The following is a 22548-nucleotide window of genomic DNA, read 5'->3' as shown; positions in this document are numbered from 1 at the left end:
TCAGCCGAGCCAGGCGTGGAAGGTGTGTTTGGCGCGGGCGTACTCGAAGTTGAGCTTCTGGTAGATGCGGACGATGTTGACGTTGTTGAGCTGCGTCTCGAAGTCCTGCATGTCGTAGCGGTGCATCCCCTCCCGCATCGCCTCCTCGATGATGGCGGTGTACGCCCCGAACCCTTCCGGCGTGCAGCCGCCGAGCCCGCCGCCCACGCACCGCACGCCGGTCGCCTCGAGGATGTCCCTCTTGAGCCGGTAGCCGAGGAAGCCGACCACCGTGCCCTTCCGCTCCGCCACGATGATCGTCTCGGCGATCCCGCCGTCGAGGAGCTGGCGCGCCCAGGCCTGGTAGAGGCGGTCGCACAGCTCGCGCGGCAGGTGCGGGTCGGCGTGGTAGCGGCCGATGAAGTTCCGGTACGCCGCGGCGGCGACCGCGAGGACGGCGTCGTGGTCCCGGGGCTCGTAGAGGCGCGTCTTGAACAGGTACTTGCCGTGCCCGAGCTGCTGGCGGCGCGGGATGAAGATGTAGGTGACGATCGTGTCCGCGAGGTAGAAGCCGTTCCCCTCGAGGCACTGCATCAGGGCCAGATCGTCCGCGTCGGCCCTGACGTTGAGGTGGACGACGCCCCCGGCGCGGCAGGCGTCCCGCAGCGCCCCGGCGAGCTGTCCGATCTCCGCGCGGACGCCCTCGCCTGCGTCGTGGACGAAGAGGGGCGCCTGCCCCATCGAGATGCCGAAGATGGAGGAATCCCACGGCAGCGGTCTGAAGGCGGCGAGGGCGCGCACCGCGCCGCCCGCCTCCGCCACCAAAACCCGGCCGTCCTTGAGGCAGGAGGAGAGCTTGTGCCGGAGGTAGGCGGCCTGCTTCTCCCGGTTGACGAGGCGGTACCGGCGCAGGTCGCCGTACGGGTACGCGGCGAACAGCGCGCCGACGGCCTCCTCGTCGCCCGGGCGGTAGTCCCTGATCACGTCCCCCCCTTTCCCCCGCGGACCGCCCGGACGGTGTAGAAGGGGAGATTGTTCTGGCGGCGGTAGATGCGGATGATGAACTCCCCGAGGAAGCCCAGGACCGCGAGCTGGAGGCCCAGCACGAGGGAGAGGAAGACGAGCGCCTGCACGCGGTTGCCGGGCGAGACGCCGAGGAGGAGGCGGAGCAGGGTGTAGGCGGCGCCCGTGACGAGGCCGAACGCGACGAGCGCGGTCCCGGCGAGGCTGACCTTCTGGAACGGGCGGCGGCTGAAGTTGGTGACGAAGTCGAGGGCGAGCTCGAACAGGTCGGCGAACGAGTAGCCGGAGCGCCCGCCGATGCGGGGGCGGTGCCGGAGCTCGACCTCGGCGGTGGAGCGGGCGAGCATCACGCCGAGCGGCTTGAGGAACCGGCGCATCTCGCCGTAGCGGAGGACCTGCGTCGCGAGAGGCCTCGACAGGGCGACCGCGGGACAGCCCCAGTCGCGGAGCCGGACGCCGGTCATATGAACGACGAGGAGATTGAACAGGCGCGACGGGAGGGTACGGAGGAACAACGAGTCGGTGCGGCCGAGGCGCACCCCGCTCACGAGGTCGTGCCCCTCGGCCAGCTTCGCGGCGAGGAGCGGGATCGCCTCGGGGCCGATCTGGAGATCGGAGTCGAGCGTGACGATGACGTCGCCGGAGGAGGCCTCCAGGCCCGCGCAGAGGGCGGCGTGCTGCCCGTAGTTGCGGTCGAGCTCGACGAGTTTCACGCGCGGATCGTTTTCGGCGCGGGAGAGGAGCGCGGCCGCGGTGCCGTCGGCGCTGCCGTCGTCCACGAAGACGAGCTCGTAGGCGCCCGGGAAGGAGGCGTCGAGGACCGCGCGCACGGATGCCAGGCATTCCCCGACGATCCCTGCGTCGTCGTGGAGGGGGATGACCACGGACAATCTCGGCTGGTCCATCGTGCGGGCTCCGCGCACCGGTTGAATGATAGTACAGGGCGCCCTCGGCGGCAATCGGAAAAGGGCGGGCGGGCCGCGGGGTCGCGCGGATCCGCCGTTGGCAACGCCCCCGTGCTTGAGGCGGCGGGGGGCATCGTGTAGAATGTGATCCCCCGGTACGGCCGGGGCTCGAGAGGCGGCAATGCGCGTCCCTTCTCCCTCCAGGCGGAACCTGGCGGTCGCGGCGGCGGTCCTGGCGCTTTTCCTCGTCGTCTACGGCCGCACGATGCTCCCGTGCGTCGGGGGGTACGGCGACAGCTCGAAGTTCCAGTTCGTCGGAAAGATCCGCGGGCTCCCGCACCCGACCGGGTTCCCGCTGTATCTGGCGATCAACCGGCTCGTCTCGCAACTGCCCGTGGGCATGCTCGCGGCGCGCGTGAGCTTCATCTCCGCCGCCTGCGGCGCGGCGACGCTCGCGCTGGTCTCTTTGCTGGTTTCCCTCCTCACCGGCTGGACGCTCGCCGGGCTCCTCTCGGCGGGGCTGCTCGGCACGATCCCGCTCTTCTGGTCGTCGGCGCTCATCCCGGAGGTGTACACGCTCAACACCCTCCTGCTCTCCGCCGCGCTGCTCTTCCTCGCCGCGTGGCTGCGCCGGCCCCGCCGCCGTTTCCTGTACCTGTCGTGGGCGTTCTTCTGCGCGGGGCTCGGCAACCACCCGTCCCTCCTGGCGTTCCTCCCGGCGTTCGCCGTGGCCGCGTGGCCCGGGAAGGGCCGGCCGTCGCTCCGGAGGGGCGACCTGCTCCCGATGGCGGCGATCGCCGCGGCGGGGGCCGCGCAGTACCTCCTCATCTACGCCTGGTCGCGCGGCGACCCCGTCTACCTCGAGGGGCGTGTGGACGGCCTCGCCGGGCTCGTCCGCTACGCGCTCGGCGGACGGTACACGGCGAACTACTTCCCCGCGCCGCTGGGCACGATACTCACCGTGCACCTGCGCCTCTATCTCTCCGTCATGCGGAGCCAGTTCGGCGTCGCGGGGGCGGTCCTGGCCGCGGCGGGCGCCGTGTGGCTTGGCCGCCTCCACCCGAGGTTCCTCGCCGCCCTCGCCGCCCTCTGGGCGGGGCAGCTCTTCCTGTCGCTCCCGTCCGTGACGGTCGAGACCCCGGTCTACTTCGTCCCCTCCTGCCTGACGGCGGCCGTCCTCGCCGGCTGCTCCGTGCCGCTCGTCGCGGAGATCGCGCGGAACCGGGGGGCCGCGGGGCGGGCGCTCCTCGCCGTCTGCGCGTGCGCCGCCGTTGCCCTGATCGCAATCCCCGCGGCGCGGGACTGGCCAGGCGCGGACCTGAGCCGCGTCAGGCACTACGACGAGTTCACCTCGAAGGCGCTGGAGGTCATCCCCGCGGGAGGGCTGCTCCTCTCGCCGAACTACCAGTGGACCGAGGCGTACCTGTACAAGATCCTCGGCGAGGGGGCGCGAGGCGACGACCCGGTGTTCATCCTGAACAACTGGGAGCCCGGGAGGGTTCCGGAGTACCGGCGGGGGAGGGGGATAGACTTCCTCGTCTACCGGCCGGCGGCGGCGCCCGCGCCGCCGCTTCGCATCCTGTTCCACGCGCAGTCGTCGTTCGACCCGCGCATCGCACGGTTCCGCAGGGCGGGGGAGCGGCTCGAGCCGCTGCTGTTCCAGGAGAGCGCCGCGCTCGACGCCCTCCGGAAACGCGCGGAGGGGCGCCTCCTGCTCGTCTCGGCGAAGGACGAGGGGATGCCCGTCTGCAACGACGCGGCGTACGACTTCCTCCTCTCCCTCGGCCTCAAGCCCCGCAGCGCGGGCGGGATGCGGTGGGGCTGGAGCACCGCCGCGGCGGTGGTGCCGGTCCGGGGGGCGCCGCGCGGCATCGTCGTGCACCGCTTCGGCGTGGCGCGGATCCGCCTCGCCATGGGCGCCCCGGTCGGCGACAGCGGGATCGTCTCGCCCGCGTCGATCGAGATCGAGAGCGCGCCGCTCGGCCGCGGCGACCGGAGCCGGATCCGCGTGGATGGCAGGTCGGTCGGGGGCGGGGACCGCGGGGTGAACGTGGCGATCGTGGATCCGTCGACCGGCGAGGTCGAGGAGCGCCTGCGCTACTCGTGCGGCGACCTGAGCGGGATGAACGACGCCGCCGTCTACGAGCTCATCCCGGAGGGCGCCCGGTGAAGAGGCCGCCGCTGAACCTCGCCCGCTGCTACGACGCCTTGAGCTCGCTCTACACGCTCGCGCCGTACCGTCTGCGCCCCGGCTTCGCGTTCCCGCCGCTCCACCTCTTCGTCGAGCTCACCTACCGCTGCAACCTCCGTTGCCGGATGTGCCAGTTCCTCCCGCTCCTCGAGAAGGGCGGGCTGGAGGGGAGGAGGGGGGAGGAACTCTCGGCGGCGGAGGTCCTGGAGTTCGTGCAGTCGTTCCCGCGCACCGCGGTCGTGACCTTTACCGGCGGCGAGCCGCTCCTCAGGAAGGACCTTCCCGCGATCTTCGCCGCCCTCGCCCCGCGGAACAAGCTCCACGTCATCACCAACGGCACGCTCCTCGACGACGCGGCCGCCGCGTTCCTCTTCGAGAACCGGCTGCGGTGGGTCGGGGGCGGCGGGCTCTTCGCCGTCGGCGTCTCCCTGCACGGCCCCGCCAGCGTCCACGACGAGATCGTCGGCAGGAAGGGGGCGCACGCGCTCGCCTGCGCGGGGATCGGGCGGCTGCGCGCGCTGCGCGCGAGGCGCTGCGCCGCGTTTCCGCACATCCACGCGACCTGCGTCATCACCGACCGGAACGCGCCGCATCTCGCGGAGACGTACCGGGCGGCGAGGGACGTCGGGGCGGACTACTGCAACTTCACCGTCATGAACAGCGCGGACTTCGGCAGCCGCATCCCGACCGTCGAATTCCCCGGGCACGAGGCGGTTGCGGGAACCCGGATGCGCATCGACCCGAAACTCCTCCGCGCCCAGCTGCGGCTGGTCGCGGAGGAGGCGCGCGGGGGCGGGGCGCAGGTGCGCTTCTCGCCGTTCGGCGTGACGCCCGAGGAGATCGTGCGCTACTACGACGACCGTTCGAATCTCGCGGAGTACCGCTGCTTCACCCCGTGGCGCATGCTCGGCATCTCCGCTTACGGCGAGATGAGCTCGTGCCCGTTCCTGTCGCTGGGGAACATCAGGAGGAGACGCCCGCGCGACGTCTGGAACGGGCCGGACCAGGCGCGGTTCAGGAGACGGCTGAAGGAACGCCGGATCTTCCCGGCGTGCGCGGGCTGCTGCGCCAGCAGCTACCGGCCGCGCGGCCGGATGCCCGAGGAGGAGTCCTTAGCGGCGGGGCCGGTCTGAACGACCTGCGCGGTTCGAGCCCTGTCGGCGTCCCCGCGCTCCGCGCGCGGTTCATCCCCCGCCCCGGCGGCACCGGGCGCGATGGCGTTTGACCTCCTCGTCCCCCTCCCGCAGCAGCCGCCGCAGGCGCGGGAGGTCCGGCGTCGCCCGCCGCTGGATCCTCTTGCGTTCGCGCAGGGCGTGCGGCACCATCGCCGCCCCGCCGAGGAGGCCGCGGAGCAGCGGAACCGCCTGCCCTCCCCCGAGCGTCTGGTGGGCGAGCTGGAAGGCGAGGTCGAGGAGCAGCCTCGGGACCGTGCGGAAGAGCAGGGCCGCGGGCATGTTCTTGACGAAGAGCGCGATCCCGTTCCGCGTGCCCAGTCGCACCGCGAGGTCGCTCTTCCGGCGCCCGCTGGTCGCCCCCCCGATATGCCGGCAGACGGCGGAGGGGACATAGAGGCAGCGGAGGTCGGCGAGCTGCGCCCTGAAGTCGAGGTCCACGTCCTCCTTGTAGGAGACGAACCGCTCGTCGAAGAGCCCCGTCCGGTCGAAGAGGGAGCGGCGGTAGAGCGCCGCCCCCGCGCACGCGCCGAAGACCTCCGCATACTTGTCGTAACGGCCGCGATCCTCCTCGAGGAACGCGCGCGGGACGGAGCGCCCGTTCGAGGCGAGGCAGTTCCCGGCGCTGTCGATGATCCGGGGGTCGTAGAAGTCGACCATCTTCGACGCGCAGAAGGCGAACGCCGGATGGGCGTCGAGGGCGCCGACGAGCGCGCCGAGCCAGCCCGGGTCCGCCGCGGTGTCGTTGTTGAGGAGGGAGACGAATTCGGTCTCCGCGCGGCGGATCCCCGCGTTCACCGCCGCGGCGAACCCCGCGTTGCGGCCCATCTGGATGACGAGGACGGAAGGGTACCGCGCGGCGAGGAGGCCGGGCGAGTTGTCCGTGGATCCGTTGTCCACGACGACCGTGCGAAACGAACGGTACTCCTGCCGGGCGAGCGCATCCAGGCAGCCCGGGAGGAGTCTCTCCCCGTTGTAGGAGGGGATGACGACCGTGACGCGGGGGCGCGCCCCGCCGGTTGCAGCGTTCATCGGCTCGGAGGGGGCCTCGGCCCCCGGCACGGCGATTCTGCCCCAACGGCACCGCCGGCGCAACAGTTATTCCGGCGCGGCGCCGGGGGGAGGCGACCCCCCGCTCCCGCCTCCCGGGCGGGGGGATGGCGGCGGGGGCGGTTTTGCCGCGTGTCGTGCGCCGAGGCGCTGCGCTATACTATACGATCGACCTGTGCCCCATGACGACCTACTACGAACTGCTCGAGATCGACCGCACCGCCTCCCGGGAGGCGGTGAAGGCCGCCTTCCGTGCGATGGCGAAAAAGTACCATCCCGACTTCCACCCCGACCGGAACCGCTGGGCGCACGACCGCATCCAGGAGGTGCTCAGGGCCTACGAGGTCCTGTTCGACGACGAGAAGCGGGCGGTCTACGACAGGACCCTTTCCCGCATCGAGGTTCGTCGGGGGAGCGCCTACCGGGAGTCGCTGCGGAGGAGGGGAAACGATCCCGCCGCCTGCTGCCAGCTCGTCTTCCTCGACCTCCTCGAGGGGCGCGGCCGGGAGGGGCTCGCCCTCTACGAGAGGATGCGGGATTCCCGGAGCGCCTTCTCCCTGAAGGCCCATATGCCGTACCGGGACTTCCTCGACTGCGGGTTTCTCGTCGCCGAGGAGCTCGAGCGCCAGCACCGGCCGAGGGCGGCGTTCGAGCAGTACCGGGAGATCTACCGGGAGGACGCGTCGCGCCGCTACTTCCGGCACTTCAGGGCCGAGATCCGCCTGCGGATGCGCAACCTCGTGCTGGAGCTGCTCGAGACGGAAGGGCAGTTCGCCTACGCCCTCGGCGGGTTCGCGGACGAACTGGCGGGGGAGATGAACAGGAGGGAGCGGGCGTTCCTGTACAAGAAGATCGCCGAGCGGTACTGCCGTGCGGGGGAGGAACGGCTCGCGAGGATCACCCTCCTCGCCGCGCTCCAGCTGCACCCGAGGATGGGCGGGGTCAAGAAGATCCGCGCCCGTCTTCGCGCCCACCGCCGCCACCTGCCGACCCGGCAAGGGTGATCGGGCCCATCCCCGCGATCCAGACCGTGGGGGTTTCAGTCGTCGGGGAACGAGTAGCCGTGGTTGATGGCGCGGACGTTCTGGTCGAAATGCTTCCCGGGCAGCGCGGCGGCGAGGTCCAGCTTCCCGACGTCGATGCCCAGGCGCCGCAGCAGCCGCCCCAAGGCGACCATGTTGACAAAGAGGGGGCTCCCGAACTCGTCGAGCGCGGCCTTCTTGAAGGAGCGCTCCTCGATCTCCCCATCGACGGGGATGCAATCGTCGGAGAGGAGTTTCCCGATTTCGCGGTCTCGGATGACCCGGGCGGCCTTCACCGCGTCGGCCTTCTTCACCGGGGCGAGCTGGAGGAGGAGGTCCGCCTCCTCGACGAACGGCATCTCGACGGGCCGGTCGGAGTAGGTGAGGTCGCCCCGGACGACCCCCGCGCGGACGGAGGAGGGGTAGGTCACGGTGAGCGCCACGTGCTTGCCGAGGGAGGCGAGGATGGCGGCGAGGGCGTGCGACATCATCTTGATCCCCTGTCCCGCCGTGCCGAGGAGCACGATCGAGTGCGTCGTCTTCTCCGGCCCCGGGGCGGGACGCTTCGGATGCGCGGTCATCGGGTGATCCCCACCTCGTCGGGGGCGAGCATCGCGACCTCGCCCGCGACGGGCCTGAAGGTTTTCTTGTACTGCAGCAGCATCTCGTAGGCGTTTTTGTAGCCGAGCCGCCGGCCGAGATTCACCGGGCACTGCGACCGGACGTCCACCAGCGCGAAGCCGCGGTGCAGGAGCGCCAGGCGGAGGGCCCGGGCGAGGAGCGGCAGGTGGAAGGTGGTCGCCCGCGCGTAGAAGCTCCCGTGCGCCTTGACGAGCGCCTGGCAGTCCACCGGGCGGTCGGTGTTCCCCTCCGGGCTGGTGAGCGTCTTCATCCCGACGGCGGTGGTCGGCGACTTCTGCCCGCCGGTCATCCCGTAGATCTGGTTGTCGATGAGGACGATGGTGAGGTCGGTGTTGCGGCGGGAGGCGTGGATGAGGTGGTTCCCGCCGATGCCGAGCAGGTCCCCGTCGCCGCTGACGACGACGACGTTCAGCTCCGGCCTCGCCGTCTTGATCCCCTCGGCGATCGGGATCGCGCGCCCGTGGAGGCCGTGGACGCTCTCGAACCGGAAGTAGCCGGGGGCGCGCGCCGCGCAGCCGATGCCGGAGACGAGCACGGTGTCGCGGCCGTCCATCTTGAGCTCCTCGAAGACGGCGGCGAGCGTCTTGACGACAAGCCCGTCTCCGCAGCCGGGGCACCAGTAGGTCGGCAGACGCTCGGGCCGCAGAAACTCTATGACAGGCATCGCTTCAAACTCTCCTCGATGTAGCTGATCTGCATCACGCCGCCCAGCAGCGGGATGAAGCCGACCGGGCGGTGGAGCAGCGCCTCCACCAGCAGCCGGTACTGCCCCGCGTTCATCTCGACGACGACGACGCGCCGGTAGCCGCGGGCGATCTCGGCGAGCTCCTCGAGCATCGGGAATATCCGGATCGGGCGGAAGATGGCGCAGCGGTCCTTGAAATGGTAGAGCGCCCGGGAGGCGCCCCCGAAGCCGACGAGGAGGGTGTCGGCCCCCGCGCGGGGGAGGTACTCGTAGAAGGCGTAGCGCGGGGCGACCGCGGCGGTCTTCTTCTCGAGCGAGGCGATGAGCTTTCGGTGCGCCTCAGGGGAGGTCGCCCGCGGGTAGTCGCCGGCGTGCGTGAGGCTGGTGAAGTGGCGGGTGCCGTTCCCGAGCGGTTGTGCCGCCCGCTTCTTCAGCGGCACGTCGGCGAGCTCGGCGGTTTCGTACAGGTGTCCGATGCAGCCGTCGCTCAGCAGGATGACGGGCGAAAGCGACTCCTCTGCGGCGTTGAAGGCGTGGATCGTGTAGGCGTAGAGCTCGGCGACCGAGTTCGGGTAGAGGGCGATCGGGAAATAGTCGCCGTGGCTCCCCCAGCGGCACTGGAGGATGTCGCCCTGCGCGCCGAAGGTCGGCATGCCGGTGGAGGGGCCGACGCGCTGGACGTTGACGACGACGAGCGGCGCCTCGACCATGTGGCCGAGGCCGATCCCCTCCTGCATCAGGGAGAAGCCGGGGCCCGAGGTGGCGGTCATGGCCTTGGCGCCGGCGAGGGCCGCGCCGACGCAGGCGTTGATGGAGGCGATCTCGTCCTCCATCTGGAGAACCTTCACCTGCCGCGGGAACTCCACGATCTTGTGGAGTATCTCGGAGGCGGGGGTGATCGGGTAGCCCGCGAAGAAGTCGAGTCCCGCCTTCACGGCGCCGAGCGCCACCGCGTCGTTGCCCTGGAGCAGCATCCGTTTGGCCATGATCGTGTCCACGAACAAAACCGCGTCGCCGCGGATTCAGGCGGATCGACTATGTCGTGTGCCGCGGATCCACACGGATACCCCGGATGGGTGCTTCATCCGTAACGATCCGCGGGGGGACCGCGCCGGTCCGCGGCACACGGTCATCCTTCCAGTTCCTCGACGGATATGCCGAGGTCCGGGCAGTAGCGCACGCAGAGCATGCACCCGGAGCACTCCCCCTCGCAGACGAGCGCCCCGTCCCTGAATTTCAGGTTCCCGGTCGGGCAGAACCCCACGCAGAGACTGCACCCTTTGCAAAGCCGCTGGTCTATGGAGACCTTGAAACGCCTTTTCATGGCAGAGCGCGATTATGGTAGAGAGCGGGGGAAAGGGTGTCAATACCGCAGTTTCCCGCCTCCCGCCGGGGTGCGGCGAAGGGGAGCGTCGCCGCTATGCCCTCCCGAACGGGCTCAGCTCGCGGAGCGTACGGATGATCGGGGGGAGGTGCTCGATCACGAAATCCACCTCCTCCTCCGTCGTGTACCGGCTCAAGGAGAATCGGACGGAGCCGTGCGCCGCCGTGTAGGGGACGCCCATCGCCCGCAGGACATGCGACGGCTCGAGCGAACCGGAGGTGCAGGCGGAGCCCGAGGAGGCGCAGATGCCGAGGGCGTTCATCCGCAGGAGGATCGCCTCGCCCTCCACGTACTCGAAGCTGATGTTGGAGGTGTTGGGGAGGCGGCGCTCCGGGTGGCCGTTCAGGCGCGCGTCCGGGGCCTTTTCCAGGAGCGCCTTCTCGAGCCGGTCGCGCAGGGTCTTCACGCGCGTCTGCTCCTCGGCCAGGTTTTTCGCCGCCAGGAGGCACGCGGCGCCGAGCCCGACGATCGAGGCGACGTTCTCCGTGCCGCCGCGGCGCCCCATCTCCTGGTGGCCGCCGACGATGAACGGGCTGAACTTCGTCCCCTTCCGGATGTAGAGCGCCCCCACCCCTTTGGGCGCGTGGAGCTTGTGCCCGGAGAGGGAGAGGTAGTCGACGGCGCTGCGGCGCATGTCGAGCGGGATCTTGCCGACCGCTTGGACCGCGTCCACGTGGAAACAGGCGCCCGCGGACTTGACGATCTTCCCGATCTCCTCGACCGGGAAGACGACGCCGGTTTCGTTGTTCGCCCACATCACGGAGACGACGCCGGTGCAGTCGCGGACCGCGCGGCGGATCTCCTCGAGATCGAGCATCCCCTGCGCGTCCACGCCGATCCAGGAGACGCGGTGCCCGTTTTTCTCGATCTTCATGCAGAGGGCGAGGACCGCCGGGTGCTCGACGCGCGTGGTCACGACGTGCGGTCTCCGCGGGTCGGCGACGTGCGCGGCGAGGATCGCCGCGTTGTCGCTCTCCGTCCCGCAGCCGGTGAAGATGATCTCGCCGGGTTCGGCGCCGATGAGGCCGGCGACGAGCCCGCGCGCCTCATCGACGGCCTTCTTCACCCCGCCGCCGAACGTGTGCATGCTGGAGGGGTTGCCGTAGCGCTCGCGGAGGAACGGCAGCATCGCCTCCAGCACCTCGGGCGCGACGCGCGTGGTGGCGTTGTTGTCAAGATACACGGTCTTCATCCCTGACCTCCTCCACGGCGAGCGACGGCGAGACGAACTCCCGGAGCTTCTTCTCCACCACCGAGGCGATCGTCACCCCCGAGGAGGGGCACCCGGCGCAGACGCCGCGGAAGGCGACGAGGACCCGGTCGCCGATGACGTCGATGAGCTCTATGTCGCCGCCGTCGGCCATCAGGGCGGGCTTGATCTCCTTCTCGATCGTCTCCTGGATGAGCTGGATCTTCTGGATGACGGTGAGTCTCCGCGGGGGGGGCTCCGCGGCCCGGGCCTTCTTCTCCTTCTCCTTCGCCCAGACCTCGTCGATAATCGCCTGGATGGCGGGAATGCAGTTCCCGCAGCCGCCGCCCGCCTTGCAGTAGTTGGTGACCTGCTCGGGGGTCGTGAGCTTGTTCTCCCGGACGACCCGGGCGATCCTCGTGTCGGTCACGCCGAAGCAGCGGCAGACGATCTCCCCCTCCTCTTGCCGCTCCGGCTGCTCCCCGCGGTAGTTCGCCAGCGCCGCCTCGAGCGCCTCGCGACCCATCACCGAGCAGTGCATCTTCTCCTTCGGGAGGCCGCCGAGGAAGACGGCGATGTCGTCGTTCGTGATCCGCGCCGCCTCCTCCAGCGTCTTCCCCTTGACGATCTCCGTGAGGGCGGAGGCCGAGGCGATGGCGCTGGCGCAGCCGAACGTCTGGAACTTCGCGTCGACGATGCGCCGCCCCTCGCCGAGCTTGAGGTAGAGCTTCAGGGCGTCGCCGCAGGCGAGGTTGCCGACCTCGCCGACCGCGTCGGCGTCCTTGATCTCGCCGACGTTTCGCGGGCGGAGAAAATGGTCCATGACCTTGTCGCTGTAGTCCCACATCGTCGCACCTCCCGGTCCCGCGCGCGCCCGCGAGACGACGCCATTATAGTACAGCGGACGCAGGCAGGCAACGCGAAGGGGAGGACCTGTCGGACCCGTCGGACCCGTCGGACGAAAGATGAAAAGGCATGGGGCCGAGGGATGGGGGCTTAGGGATGACGCCCTGAGGGACGGCGCCCTTGCCGCCCTCGAGTTCGTGGGCTATCATATACTGTAGAGGCCGCGGCGGTGCGCGGCGGGGAGGTGGCGATGCGACGTGGCGCGTGGTTCTGGATGGTCGTTCCGGCGCTCCTGGCGGCCCCCTGCGGGGCGACGAACTTCACGGTGGGAAGCGTCAGCGGCTACCCGGGCGAGCGGGTGAGAATCCCGGTCGGACTCAGGACGGATCTGGCCGTCACAAAGTTCGACTGCACCGTCGAGTACAAGTCTGGTTTTCTCGACTACGACGACGTGATGGGCTCCGCCGGATTCAAGGTGGACGTGGACACCCCCTACGCCGGCCGCCTCAAACTCGAGGGGGAGCGGTCCGTGAGCGGCGACGACTCGGTCAACGGGACGGTCGCCACTCTCTCCTTCACCGTCTCGCCCGGCGCCGCCGTGGGCACCGTCACCAAGGTGGAAGTCCCGAGCGGCACGGTCTACGGCGGGGGCTCTTCGTCGAACGCGGGCGCGGGGGCCGGGACTGTCACCGTCGTCTCCGCGCCCACGCCGCTGCCGAGCGGTCCGCCGCCGACGGTGGATCTCGGGATGGAGTCGCTCGACCGGATCGTTCCGGGGGAGCACGCCGTCCTCAACTACCGGGTCCAGGTGCAGGACCCGTCGTGGGAAGGGGTTCCGGCGGACGCGTACATCGCCGTGGTCCCGCCGACCGGGGGGCTGCTCTTCATCGGCTCGCGCGGCCGCTTCTACGAGAAGCCGAACCCGATCGTCCGGAATCTCGAGATCGACGATCTCGACGGCGAGATCGACTTCGGACCGATGCCGCTTGAGTACCCGACCGGGGTCTACACCTTCTACGGCGCGCTCGCCTGGCCGGGGATGAACCCTTTGAAGACGAAGGGGCGCATCACGGGGATAGACGACACGCGGTTCGAGCTCCTGCCGACCCCGACGCCCACCCCGGCGCCCACGCCGGCTCCGGGGCCGTGAAGAGAGGACGCGCGGGCGGCGCCCCGAAAGCGGCGGCGGCCGTGGAGCGCGTCCGGGTCTTCATCCGCCTGCACCGGATGCTGCGGGGCGTGCGGTCGCTCCTGGTTGCCGTGTCGGGCGGACCCGACTCGATGGTGCTGCTGCACCTGCTCGCCTCGCTTGCCCCGTCTTTCGGCGTCACGCTTCGCGCCGCCCACCTCCACCACGGCCTGCGCGGCCGCGACGCCGATCGCGATCTCGCCCTCGTGCGCCGCACGTGCCGGTCCCTGGGCGTCCCGCTCCTCGCGGGGAGGTCGGACGTCCGCGCGCGCGCGCGGCGCAGGGGTCTCTCATTCGAAACGGCGGCGCGGGAGGCGCGCTACGCGTTCCTCGCGCGGTGCGCCGCGCGAACGAGGGCGGAGGCGGTCGCCCTCGGGCACACCGCCGACGACCAGGCGGAGACGTTCCTGCTGCGACTCCTCCGCGGGGCGGGTGCGCGGGGGCTCGGCGGCATCCGGCCGGTGCGTTTCGAGGGGCCGCTGCGCATCGTCCGGCCGCTCCTCTGCCTCTGGAGGAGGGAGATCCTCTCGGTCGCGAAGGCGCAAGGCGTTTCGTTCCGGACGGACGCCAGCAACCGAAACCGCCTCTTCCTGAGGAACCGGGTGCGGCACGGGCTGATCCCGTACCTGGAGCGGCAGTTCAATCCCCGGGCGCGCGAGATCCTCATCCGGGCGGCGGAGCTGCTCGCCCGCGAGCACGACTTCTGCGAGACGCACGCCGCAAGGCGGTACCGCGCCCTGGCGCGGGAGGAGGAGCGCAGGGTGGTCTTTCCCGCGCGGCGTTTCGCCGCCCTTCCCGCCGCCCTCAGGGCCGGTCTCCTCCGCCGCGCGCTCGCCGCGCTCGGCACACCGGGCGAGGTGCGGTTCGCCGACGCGGAGGCGGCCGCCCGCCTCTGCCGCGTTCCGGGGGGAGGCGGGGCCGTCTGTCTCCCGGACGGGGTCGTCGTCTCCAGGGAGTACGGAGAGCTTGTCATCGGGCGGCCGCCGGCCGCCTACCCGGCGTACGACTATCCGCTCGCCGACGGCCTCGAAATCCCGTTCCCCGGGGGCCGCCTGCGGTTCCGCGTTGCCGTGCGCGCCCGCCGCGGGGTCGGGCGCGTTCGGCGGAACACGCCGGGGCTCGCGGCGGCATGGGGCGGCAACTGGAACGGGTGGCCGCTCTCCGCGCTCCTCTCGCAGGAGGCGCTCGAAGGGGAGGGGCTCGCCGTGAGGACCCGGCGCCCGGGCGACCGGTTCCGCCCGCTCGGTGCGGCGGGGGGGCGCGCCTTGAAGAGGGTGTTGATCGACGAGAAGCTCCCCGCGCGCCTCCGCGGCGCCGTCCCGCTCCTCGCCCGCGGCCGGGAGATCGTCTGGCTCCCGGGGCACCGGATCGCGGAGCGTTTCAAGGTGACCCCGGCGACGCGGCGGGTGCTCGAGGTCGTTCTGGAAAGGGCGCGATGAATGTGCTACAGTGACGCGTAGCGTTGTGGCCGAAGGGGAGTGACGGATGGCGGATCTGAAGAAGCTCGGGATGAAGTCGCCGCAGCGGGGGCCGGTGCGGCCGGCCGTGCTCTGGCTGGTCGTCTTCATCGGCATCATGCTCGCCTTCCACCTCCAGCGGTTCGGGGACCGCGGCGTCGCCTCCCTCTCCTTCAGCCAGTTCCAGCGCGACGTGAGGGAGGGGAAGGTCGTCTCGTTCACGCTCGTCGAGGACTCGGTGAGCGGGCGCGGCGTCTACCGGGACGGCGGCAAATTCACCGTCGAGACCGTCCCCGGCGACGCCGCCCGAAGCGCCCTCACCGGGCTTTTGAACGAGCACGAGGTGGAGATCAGAGTCGAGCCGTCGAAGGCGTTCGTCACTCAGGTCATCTTCACCTTCCTCCCGATCGTTCTCATCGCCGGGATCATCTGGTTTCTCATCTCGCGCCAGATGCGCGGGGTCGGGCACAGCGCCCTCTCGTTCGGCAAGAGCCGCGCGCGGCTCCTCGCCAAGGGCGACGAGAAGGTGACGTTCAGCGACGTGGCCGGCATCGACGAGGCGAAGGAGGAGGTCCAGGAGATCATCGACTTCCTGAAGGACCCGAAGCGGTTCCAGAAGCTCGGCGGCAAGATCCCGAAGGGGGTGATGCTCATCGGCCCCCCCGGCTGCGGCAAGACGCTGCTGGCGAAGGCGATCGCGGGCGAGGCGGACGTGCCGTTCTTCAGCATCAGCGGCTCCGACTTCGTCGAGATGTTCGTCGGGGTCGGCGCCGCCCGGGTGCGCGACCTCTTCGAGCAGGGGAAGAAGAGCGCCCCCTGCCTGATTTTCATGGACGAGATCGACGCGGTGGGGCGCTACCGCGGCGCAGGGATCGGCGGCGGCCACGACGAGCGCGAGCAGACGCTGAACGCGCTGCTCGTCGAGATGGACGGTTTCAACACCCAGGAGGGGGTCATCCTCATCGCCGCCACGAACCGCCCCGACGTCCTCGACCCGGCGCTGCTGAGGCCCGGACGGTTCGACCGGCAGATCGTCATCGACATGCCGGATCTGCGCGGGCGCGAGGAGATACTGAAGGTGCACGTCAAGAACGTCCCGCTGGACCCGTCCGTGGAGCTGGGCGTGATCGCCCGGGGAACGCCGGGCTTCTCGGGGGCGGACCTCGCCAACCTCGTGAACGAGGCGGCGCTGCTCGCCGCGCGGCAGGACAAGAAGAGCGTGATGATGGAGGACCTCGAGGAGGCGCGCGACAAGGTCCGCTGGGGCCGCGAGCGGCGCAGCAAGGTGATGGACGAGAAGGACCGGAAGACCACGGCCTACCACGAGGCGGGGCACGCCCTCGTGCTGAACCTGATCGAGGAGACCGAGCCGCTCCACAAGGTGACGATCATCCCGCGCGGCATCGCCTACCTCGGCGCCACGATGCAGCTCCCGGAGAAGGACAAGTACCACCACAGCAGGAAGGAGCTCCTCGGGCAGATCTCCGGGATGATGGGGGGGCGCATCGCGGAGGAGATCGTCTTCGGCGACATCACCACGGGCGCCCGGAGCGACATCAAGCAGGCGACGCATATCGCCCGGATGATGGTCTGCGAGTGGGGGATGAGCGGGCGCCTGGGGCCGGTCACCTTCGGCGAGCGCGAGGAGCACATCTTCCTCGGCAAGGAGATCGCCCGGACGGTAGACTACAGCGAGAAGACCGCCCAGGAGATCGATCGCGAGGTGCGGCTCATCGTCGACGGATGTTACCAGCGGGCGCGCGAGATCGTGCTCGAGCACCGCGACACGCTCGACCGGATCGCGCAGGCGCTCCTCGATCGCGAGGTGCTCGACGGCAAGGAGATCGACGCCTTGATGCGGGGCGAGGAGCTCCCGCCGCTCCGGCGGCCCGCTCCGCCCGGGGGGAGCGCCCCGGCGACCGGTGCGGCCCCGGCGGCGCCGGACAAGGCCCCCGTCCCGGAGCGCCTTCGTCCCTCCGAGGCGTGATCCGCAGACGTTGTATATAACGCCAACCGCCGCAGCAAGATGCGCCGCTATTCGTCCTCGGGGCGATTAACGGCGCATCTCATTCTCCGGCAAAGCATTGCGTACAACGTCTACAAATCTTTATACGGCGCTCGCAGGACGCGGCGGACGCAGTAGGCCGTGAGGGAGAGTATCAGCCCCCACGAGAGCAGCATGAACAGCCACCCCCCCGTGGTCATCGTTTCCCCCAGACGCTTCCGTGGTACGCCTTCCTGACCAGCAGGGCGATCCCGATGAAGATGAGGAGGAGGCCGAGCCTCGTGGCGAGGATGTACGGCACGTTCTCCGGCGGGACCCCCCGCATCAGGAAGGTCGGGATCGCCTGCTGGAAGAACCAGAAACCGAGGATGAGGAGCAGGAACGTCGGCGTGACGTACCTGATCACCGGCTTGTAGAAGCGCGGCACGCGCATCTCGGACCCGTGGTGTAGCTCGTCCCACGCCCGCTGGATGCCGAAGATCCAGATGAACAGCACGCACTCCGCCGCCGCGAAGACCACCAAAAAGAAGGAGCCCGCCCAGAAGTCGATGTCGTCCACCACGCCGCGGGCGATGAAGAAGATCGGGAACTGGCAGAGGATGAACGTCGCCGCCGCGACGATCTTCACGGCCCTCTTCCGCGATACCGAGAGCTCGTCGCCCAGGAACGCCACCGTCGGCTCGATGAGCGAGATGCTCGAGGTCAGCCCCGCGAGAAAGAGGAGGAGGAACCAGAGGAACGAGAAGAGGGTCCCCCATCCCATCCGGGCGAAGATCAGGGGCATCGTCACGAAACTGATGTTGAAGCTCCCGCTGTGCGCCGCCTCCCGGGCCCCGGCGCTGCCGAAGAAGGCGAAGGCGAGCGGGATGACGATGGAGCCGCCCAGGATCACCTCCGCGAACTCGTTGAGCGAGGAGGCGGTGAGCCCGGAGAGGACGATGTCGTCCCCCTTGGAGAGGTAGCTCGCGTAGGTGATGATGACGCCGATGCCGACGCTCAAGGTGAAGAGGATCTGCCCCGCCGCCGCAAGCCAGACCTTCGCGTCCAGCAGGGCGCCGAGGTCGGGGTTCCAGAGGAATCCGAGGCCGTTCCAGACGCTCCAGTCCGGGCGGGCGGGATCGGGGGCGCCGAGGGTGAAGACCCGGACCACGATGACAAGGGCGAAGAGGAAGAGGAGGGGGAGGGCGATCTTGCAGAGCCTTTCGATGCCGCCCCGGACCCCCCGGTAGATGACGAGGAAGTTCAACGCGAAGGCGGCGAGGAAGAACAGGTACGACCGGGCGAACAAGTCGCGGGAGCCGATCCCCTGGTACCGCTGGAGGAATCCGAGCATCTCCTCCTTCGTGGAGAGGCCGCCGAGCGTCCCGGTGAGCGAGTAGACGCAGTAACCCAGCAGCCAGCTCTCGATGTACAGGTAGTAGATGAAGATGGCGAGCGGGCCGAAGACGCCGATCGCGCCGAAGTACTTGGCGATGCGGTGCCGCCAGAGCCGGTTGAATATGAGCGGGGCGGTCCCGTGTCCGAAGAGGCCGCCGTACCGGCCGATCGCCCACTCGATCCACATCAGGGGGATGCCGAGGAGGAGGAACGAGATGAAGTAGGGGATCATGAAGGCGCCGCCGCCGTTCTGCGCCGCCTGGGATGGGAAACGGAGGAAGTTGCCGAGGCCGACCGCGGAGCCCGCCACGGCGAGAACGATCCCGATCCTGGACGTCCACTTCTCTCTCATCGCACGCACAGGCGGCAGTATAGCGCACAGGGCGGCGCGGTTGCAACCCCGCGCCGCGGTATGCTACAGTACCGGGCAGGAGGGGAAAGATGGTGCGGCTCGGCGTCAATATCGACCACGTCGCCACGGTGCGGCAGGCCCGGCGGACGGTGGAGCCCGACCCGGTCGCGGCGGCGGCGCTCTGCGAGCTGGCGGGCGCGGACGGGATCACGGTGCACCTGCGTGAGGACCGGCGACACATGCAGGACCGGGACGTGGAGATCCTGCGGAAGACCGTCCGGACGCGCCTGAACCTCGAGATGGCGGTCGCGGAGGAGATCGTGGCGTTCGCGGAGCGGCTGAGGCCCGACCACGCCTGCCTGGTCCCCGAGCGGCGCGAGGAGGTCACCACGGAGGGGGGGCTCGACGTGGCCGGCAACCTCCCCCGGGTCGCGGAAACGGTGAAGCGCCTCCGCGGCGCCGGCGTGATCGTGAGCCTCTTCATCGACCCGAGTGAGGAACAGGTGCGGGCGGCGGCCCGCTCCGGCGCGCAGTATGTGGAGCTCCACACCGGGCGCTACGCCGACGCGCGGGGGGAGGAGGCGCGGCGCCGCGAGCTCGAGACGCTCGCCGCGGGGGCGGCGATGGCGCTGCGCGAGGGGCTGCGGGTCAACGCCGGGCACGGGCTGACCTACTGGAACGTGCGGTCCGCGCTCGCGTTGCCGGGGCTCGAGGAGCTGAACATCGGCCACAGCATCATCTCCCGCGCGGTGCTCGTCGGTCTCGAGCGCGCCGTGCGCGAGATGAAGGAACTGATCCGCCTCGGGCCGGAGGAGCCGTTCGGATCGTCGCAGGGACGTGTCAAACGAATCTGACCGGTCCGGTGAGTCGAAACGACTCCGCGCCGCCCCGGCGGGAGCAGGCCCATATGAAACTCGTCACCGCGGCGCAGATGCGGGAACTCGATCGCGCCGCCATCGTGGGACGCGGGATCCCCGGCCTGGACCTGATGGAGCGGGCCGGGGCCGCCGTCGCGCGCTGCGCCGCCGCGATGATCCGCGAGGGGCGGCTGCGTCCGCGCGTCCTCCTGTGCGCGGGGAAGGGGAACAACGGCGGCGACGCGTTCGTGGCCGCCCGGCGCCTCCGGGCGGAGGGGATCGCGGTACGGATGCTCCTCTTCGCGCACCGCGGCGACATCGCGCGCGACGCGATCGAGAATCTGCGGCGGTACGAGGCGGAGGGGGGCGAGACGACGTCCGTCGAGACCCCCGCGGAGCTCGCCGCCTTCCGTGAGGACGCCGCGTCGTACGGCCTCGCCGTCGACGGGATCCTCGGGACCGGCGCCGCCGGGGAGGTCTCGGGGCAGGCGGCGGCGGCGATCGGGTTCATCCGGGAGCTCCGCTCGCCGGTGCTGGCCATCGACGTGCCGTCGGGCCTCGACGCGACGACCGGCGCGGTCCGCGGGATCGCCGTCCGCGCCGCGGCGACGGTCGCGATGGGCCTCCCGAAGACGGGGATGGTCTCCGGGGACGGCCCCGCGCACTGCGGGAGGATACGGGTCGCCGACATCGGGCTGCCCCCGGACCTCGTCGAGGCGGTCGAGGGCGCGGGCGACCTCGTCGTCGAGGCGGACCTGCAGTCCCTCTTCCCTCCCCGCCCGCGTCTCGCGCACAAGGGCGATTTCGGGCACGTGCTCGTCGTGGCCGGGTCCCCGGGGATGACCGGGGCGGCCTGCCTCGCCGCCTCCGCCGCCTTGCGCTCCGGGGCGGGGCTGGTCACCGTCGCGGCGGCGCGCTCGTTGAACCCCGTGCTGGCCGCGAAGCTGACCGAGGCGATGACGCTCCCGCTCCCCGAGACGCGCGAGGGGGCGCTGGGGGGCGAAGCCGGTGAGGAGATCCTGCGCGCGGCCGATCGGTTCGACGCCGCGGTGATCGGCCCCGGCCTCGGGCGGCGGCCGGAGACCGTTGCGATGGTGCGGGCGCTGATCGCCGCGCTCCGCGTCCCGACGGTCGTCGATGCCGACGGCCTGTACGCGCTCGCCGGAGACCCGTCGATCCTCAAGGGGGCGCAGGCCCCCCTCGTCCTCACCCCGCACCCGGGCGAGATGGCGCGCCTCGCGGGGGGGGATGCCGCCGGTGTGCTCCGGGATCGTCGCGGCGCCGCGGAGGGATTCGCCCGCCTGCACGGCGCGGTCGTCGTGCTGAAGGGGATGCAGACGCTCGTCGTTTCGCCCGGCGGCGGCGTTTCGATCAACGCCAGCGGCAACCCCGGGATGGCCACCGCAGGGAGCGGCGACGTGCTCTCGGGCGTCATCGCCTCGTTCCTGGGGCAGCAGATGGACCAGCGGGACGCGGCGCGCGCGGCGGTCTTCGTCCACGGCGACGCGGGGGACCGCGCCGCGATGCGCCTGGGCGAACGAGGGATGACCGCCTCCGACATCGTCGAACGCCTCCCCGCTGCCGTCGAGGCGCTGGTGCGCGGGGACTGGTGAGATGGGACCGCCGCGCCGCAGGGGGCGCGAAGGGAGGAAGGGGAATCGATGATCGACAACAGGCCCGAAAAGGGCGGCTTCGCGGGGCATCCGATCCTGTTCCCGCTCATCGAGGAGTACCGGGATTGCGCCGGGGTGCGGCGCGTCTTCAAGCTGGAGTCCGAGCAGACCGATCTCGGGTGGGTGCTGACGGCGACGGAACAGGTCGACGGCCCGCACGGGTACTACTTCAAGGAGTTCTCCACCTCCAGCCCCGCCGAGGCGCTGGCGCCGCTCAGGCACAAGATCAAGACGGGGCTCGCGGTGAAGTACCTCGACGTTTCGTCGAAGAAGCTCGCCCTCACGCACGACCTGATGCGCGGTTCCATCGCCTTCGACCCGGAGACGGAGCGCGTGGGGCTGCTCGTGGACGGGACGTTCATCTCCATGGACGAGCTCGAGGAGCTTCTGAAGACCTACGAGGGATGGGAGTTCGAGATGTCGCTGTTCGGGTGAGGCCGGTATGTCGCGGCCGTCGCCACGCGCGGAGGAAGGGAGGGATCCGACGATGCCGACCTACGAGTATGTGTGCGGGAAGTGCCGCCGGATGTTCAGTATTGCGATGGCGATCACGGAGCACGGCAGGAGGAAGCCCGCGTGTCCGCGCTGCGGCTCACGGCAGGCCCGCCAGCGGTTTGCGCCGTTCTTCGCGGTGACGGCGAAGAAGTCCTGACTCCCCGCGCCCCGGTCCCGAACGCGGACGATCCCGGAGGAGCCGTCTGCCCGCGGGAGGGGCACACCGTATGAACGCCCTGATGCGCAATGTCTCCGTGGTCCTCGTGGGGATCCGGAACGCCGGCAATATCGGTTCGGCGGCCCGCGCGATGAAGAACTGCGGGGTGGACGACCTCGTGCTTGTCGATCCGCCCCCCCTCGACGTCCCGGAGGTGCGGAAGCTCGCCTGGGCCTCGTTCGATATCGTGCAGCGCGCGCGCTCCCATGCGACGATCGGGGAGGCGCTCGGGGAGTACGGGTTCGTCGTGGGGGCGACGCGCCGGAAGGGGCGCGGGCGCAGGCCGGTGACGGATCTGCGGAAGGCCCTTCCCCGCATCGCCGCCGCGACGAGGCGGAACAGGGTCGCCATCCTGTTCGGGCGCGAGGACAAGGGGCTGAGCAACGAGGAGCTCGCCTTCTGCCAGTGCGCGGTGAGCATCCGGGCCGCCCGTGCGATGGCCTCCCTGAACGTCGCCCAGGCGGTGATGGTCGTCCTCCACGAGCTCTTCTCGTACGGCGCGTCGGAGCAGGCCGAGCAGCCGCCGGAGCTCGTCTCCCAGGAGCGTCTCCTGCACCTCTACGCGCGGATCGAGGCGACGCTGGCGGCGCTCGGCTACGGCACCGAGGGGGACCGGCAGGTGTTGGAGAGCGTGATGCGGACGCTCCGGAGGATCTTCGGACGCAGCGGGATCGCGGACGACGAGTGGCGCGCGCTCCACGGCATCTGCCAGCAGGTGGAGAAGCACCTCGGCTCCGAGAAGGAGCGGTAGCCGCGGGTCTGCCCGGACAGGTTCTTCGCCGCGGATAGCCGCGGATCTTCACACATGAAGCGTCTGTCGGGGGTGTCCGCGCGGATT

Annotated in this window: 21 protein-coding genes; 11 read left to right on the top strand and 10 right to left on the bottom strand. The window is 70.4% G+C overall.

The features are described from left to right. Nucleotides 1-963, bottom strand: a complete 963-nt coding sequence (locus GXY35_02275) for a hypothetical protein (protein NLW93422.1) — start codon at nt 961-963, stop codon at nt 1-3. Next, nucleotides 960-1907, bottom strand: coding sequence for a glycosyltransferase family 2 protein (locus GXY35_02270; protein NLW93421.1), 948 nt, complete (start codon nt 1905-1907; stop codon nt 960-962). The genes GXY35_02275 and GXY35_02270 overlap by 4 nt, the downstream gene beginning before the upstream one ends. Nucleotides 1908-2088: 181 nt before the next feature. Between GXY35_02270 and GXY35_02265 the strand changes: the two genes are divergently transcribed. Next, nucleotides 2089-4077, top strand: a complete 1989-nt coding sequence (locus GXY35_02265) for a DUF2723 domain-containing protein (GenBank protein NLW93420.1) — start codon at nt 2089-2091, stop codon at nt 4075-4077. After that, complete coding sequence (locus GXY35_02260) at nt 4074-5231, top strand: radical SAM protein (GenBank protein NLW93419.1); 1158 nt, start codon at nt 4074-4076, stop codon at nt 5229-5231. Before GXY35_02265 ends, GXY35_02260 begins: the two co-directional genes overlap by 4 nt. Before the next feature lie 51 nt (nt 5232-5282). On the opposite strand, the gene GXY35_02255 is transcribed toward GXY35_02260, so the two are convergent. Further along, nucleotides 5283-6302, bottom strand: coding sequence for a glycosyltransferase family 2 protein (locus GXY35_02255; GenBank protein NLW93418.1), 1020 nt, complete (start codon nt 6300-6302; stop codon nt 5283-5285). Nucleotides 6303-6457: 155 nt separating this feature from the next. Here GXY35_02255 and GXY35_02250 point away from each other — a divergent pair, with 155 nt between their 5' ends. Next, nucleotides 6458-7324, top strand: a complete 867-nt coding sequence (locus GXY35_02250; protein ID NLW93417.1) for a DnaJ domain-containing protein — start codon at nt 6458-6460, stop codon at nt 7322-7324. A 35-nt stretch (nt 7325-7359) separates the two neighbouring features. On the opposite strand, the gene GXY35_02245 is transcribed toward GXY35_02250, so the two are convergent. The 6 genes from GXY35_02245 to nifU form a co-directional block, all read right to left on the bottom strand. Beyond that, nucleotides 7360-7923: a hypothetical protein gene (locus tag GXY35_02245; GenBank protein ID NLW93416.1), complete on the bottom strand. Its 564-nt coding sequence runs from the start codon at nt 7921-7923 to the stop codon at nt 7360-7362. Further along, a complete protein-coding gene (locus GXY35_02240) occupies nt 7920-8648 on the bottom strand; it encodes a 2-oxoglutarate ferredoxin oxidoreductase subunit beta (protein ID NLW93415.1) in 729 nt (242 codons plus the stop codon). The genes GXY35_02245 and GXY35_02240 overlap by 4 nt, the downstream gene beginning before the upstream one ends. Further along, nucleotides 8636-9643, bottom strand: coding sequence for a 2-oxoacid:acceptor oxidoreductase subunit alpha (locus tag GXY35_02235; protein NLW93414.1), 1008 nt, complete (start codon nt 9641-9643; stop codon nt 8636-8638). The genes GXY35_02240 and GXY35_02235 overlap by 13 nt, the downstream gene beginning before the upstream one ends. 155 nt (nt 9644-9798) lie before the next feature. Next, on the bottom strand, nt 9799-9993 hold the full coding sequence (locus tag GXY35_02230) for a 4Fe-4S binding protein (protein NLW93413.1): 195 nt from the start codon (nt 9991-9993) through the stop codon (nt 9799-9801). 94 nt (nt 9994-10087) lie between these two features. Then, a complete protein-coding gene (gene nifS / locus GXY35_02225) occupies nt 10088-11245 on the bottom strand; it encodes a cysteine desulfurase NifS (protein NLW93412.1) in 1158 nt (385 codons plus the stop codon). After that, on the bottom strand, nt 11226-12089 hold the full coding sequence (nifU, locus tag GXY35_02220) for a Fe-S cluster assembly protein NifU (GenBank protein NLW93411.1): 864 nt from the start codon (nt 12087-12089) through the stop codon (nt 11226-11228). The genes nifS and nifU overlap by 20 nt, the downstream gene beginning before the upstream one ends. Before the next feature lie 249 nt (nt 12090-12338). On the opposite strand from nifU, the gene GXY35_02215 reads away from it, so the two are divergent. From GXY35_02215 to GXY35_02205, 3 genes are read left to right on the top strand one after another with little or no spacing between them, the layout of a single operon-like run. Continuing rightward, nucleotides 12339-13238 carry a hypothetical protein gene (locus GXY35_02215; protein ID NLW93410.1) on the top strand — a complete coding sequence of 300 codons (900 nt, stop codon included), beginning with the start codon at nt 12339-12341 and terminating at the stop codon, nt 13236-13238. Continuing rightward, nucleotides 13235-14716, top strand: coding sequence for a tRNA lysidine(34) synthetase TilS (tilS, locus tag GXY35_02210; GenBank protein ID NLW93409.1), 1482 nt, complete (start codon nt 13235-13237; stop codon nt 14714-14716). The genes GXY35_02215 and tilS overlap by 4 nt, the downstream gene beginning before the upstream one ends. 46 nt (nt 14717-14762) lie before the next feature. Continuing rightward, on the top strand, nt 14763-16721 hold the full coding sequence (locus tag GXY35_02205) for an ATP-dependent metallopeptidase FtsH/Yme1/Tma family protein (GenBank protein NLW93408.1): 1959 nt from the start codon (nt 14763-14765) through the stop codon (nt 16719-16721). Nucleotides 16722-16935: 214 nt separating this feature from the next. On the opposite strand, the gene GXY35_02200 is transcribed toward GXY35_02205, so the two are convergent. Beyond that, on the bottom strand, nt 16936-18468 hold the full coding sequence (locus tag GXY35_02200) for a sodium-dependent transporter (GenBank protein NLW93407.1): 1533 nt from the start codon (nt 18466-18468) through the stop codon (nt 16936-16938). Nucleotides 18469-18557: 89 nt separating this feature from the next. On the opposite strand from GXY35_02200, the gene GXY35_02195 reads away from it, so the two are divergent. The 5 genes from GXY35_02195 to GXY35_02175 all read left to right on the top strand — a co-directional run bounded on the left by GXY35_02195 (nt 18558) and on the right by GXY35_02175 (nt 22461). Beyond that, nucleotides 18558-19322: a pyridoxine 5'-phosphate synthase gene (locus GXY35_02195; GenBank protein NLW93406.1), complete on the top strand. Its 765-nt coding sequence runs from the start codon at nt 18558-18560 to the stop codon at nt 19320-19322. 53 nt (nt 19323-19375) lie between these two features. Continuing rightward, nucleotides 19376-20938 (top strand): NAD(P)H-hydrate dehydratase, encoded by a 1563-nt coding sequence (locus tag GXY35_02190; protein NLW93405.1) that lies wholly within the window; start codon nt 19376-19378, stop codon nt 20936-20938. Between the two features lie 48 nt (nt 20939-20986). Then, entirely contained in the window at nt 20987-21433 is a 447-nt protein-coding gene (locus GXY35_02185) for a hypothetical protein (GenBank protein ID NLW93404.1), read from the top strand. Between the two features lie 52 nt (nt 21434-21485). Further along, entirely contained in the window at nt 21486-21650 is a 165-nt protein-coding gene (locus GXY35_02180; GenBank protein NLW93403.1) for a zinc ribbon domain-containing protein, read from the top strand. Nucleotides 21651-21720: 70 nt separating this feature from the next. Further along, nucleotides 21721-22461, top strand: a complete 741-nt coding sequence (locus GXY35_02175; protein NLW93402.1) for an RNA methyltransferase — start codon at nt 21721-21723, stop codon at nt 22459-22461. The last annotated feature ends 87 nt before the right edge of the window (nt 22462-22548 follow it).

Source organism: Chlamydiota bacterium (assembly GCA_012729785.1).
In the GTDB taxonomy this organism is placed as follows: Bacteria; Auribacterota; Tritonobacteria; order UBA1439; family UBA1439; genus UBA1439.
This window is presented reverse-complemented; position numbering and strand designations above follow the sequence as displayed.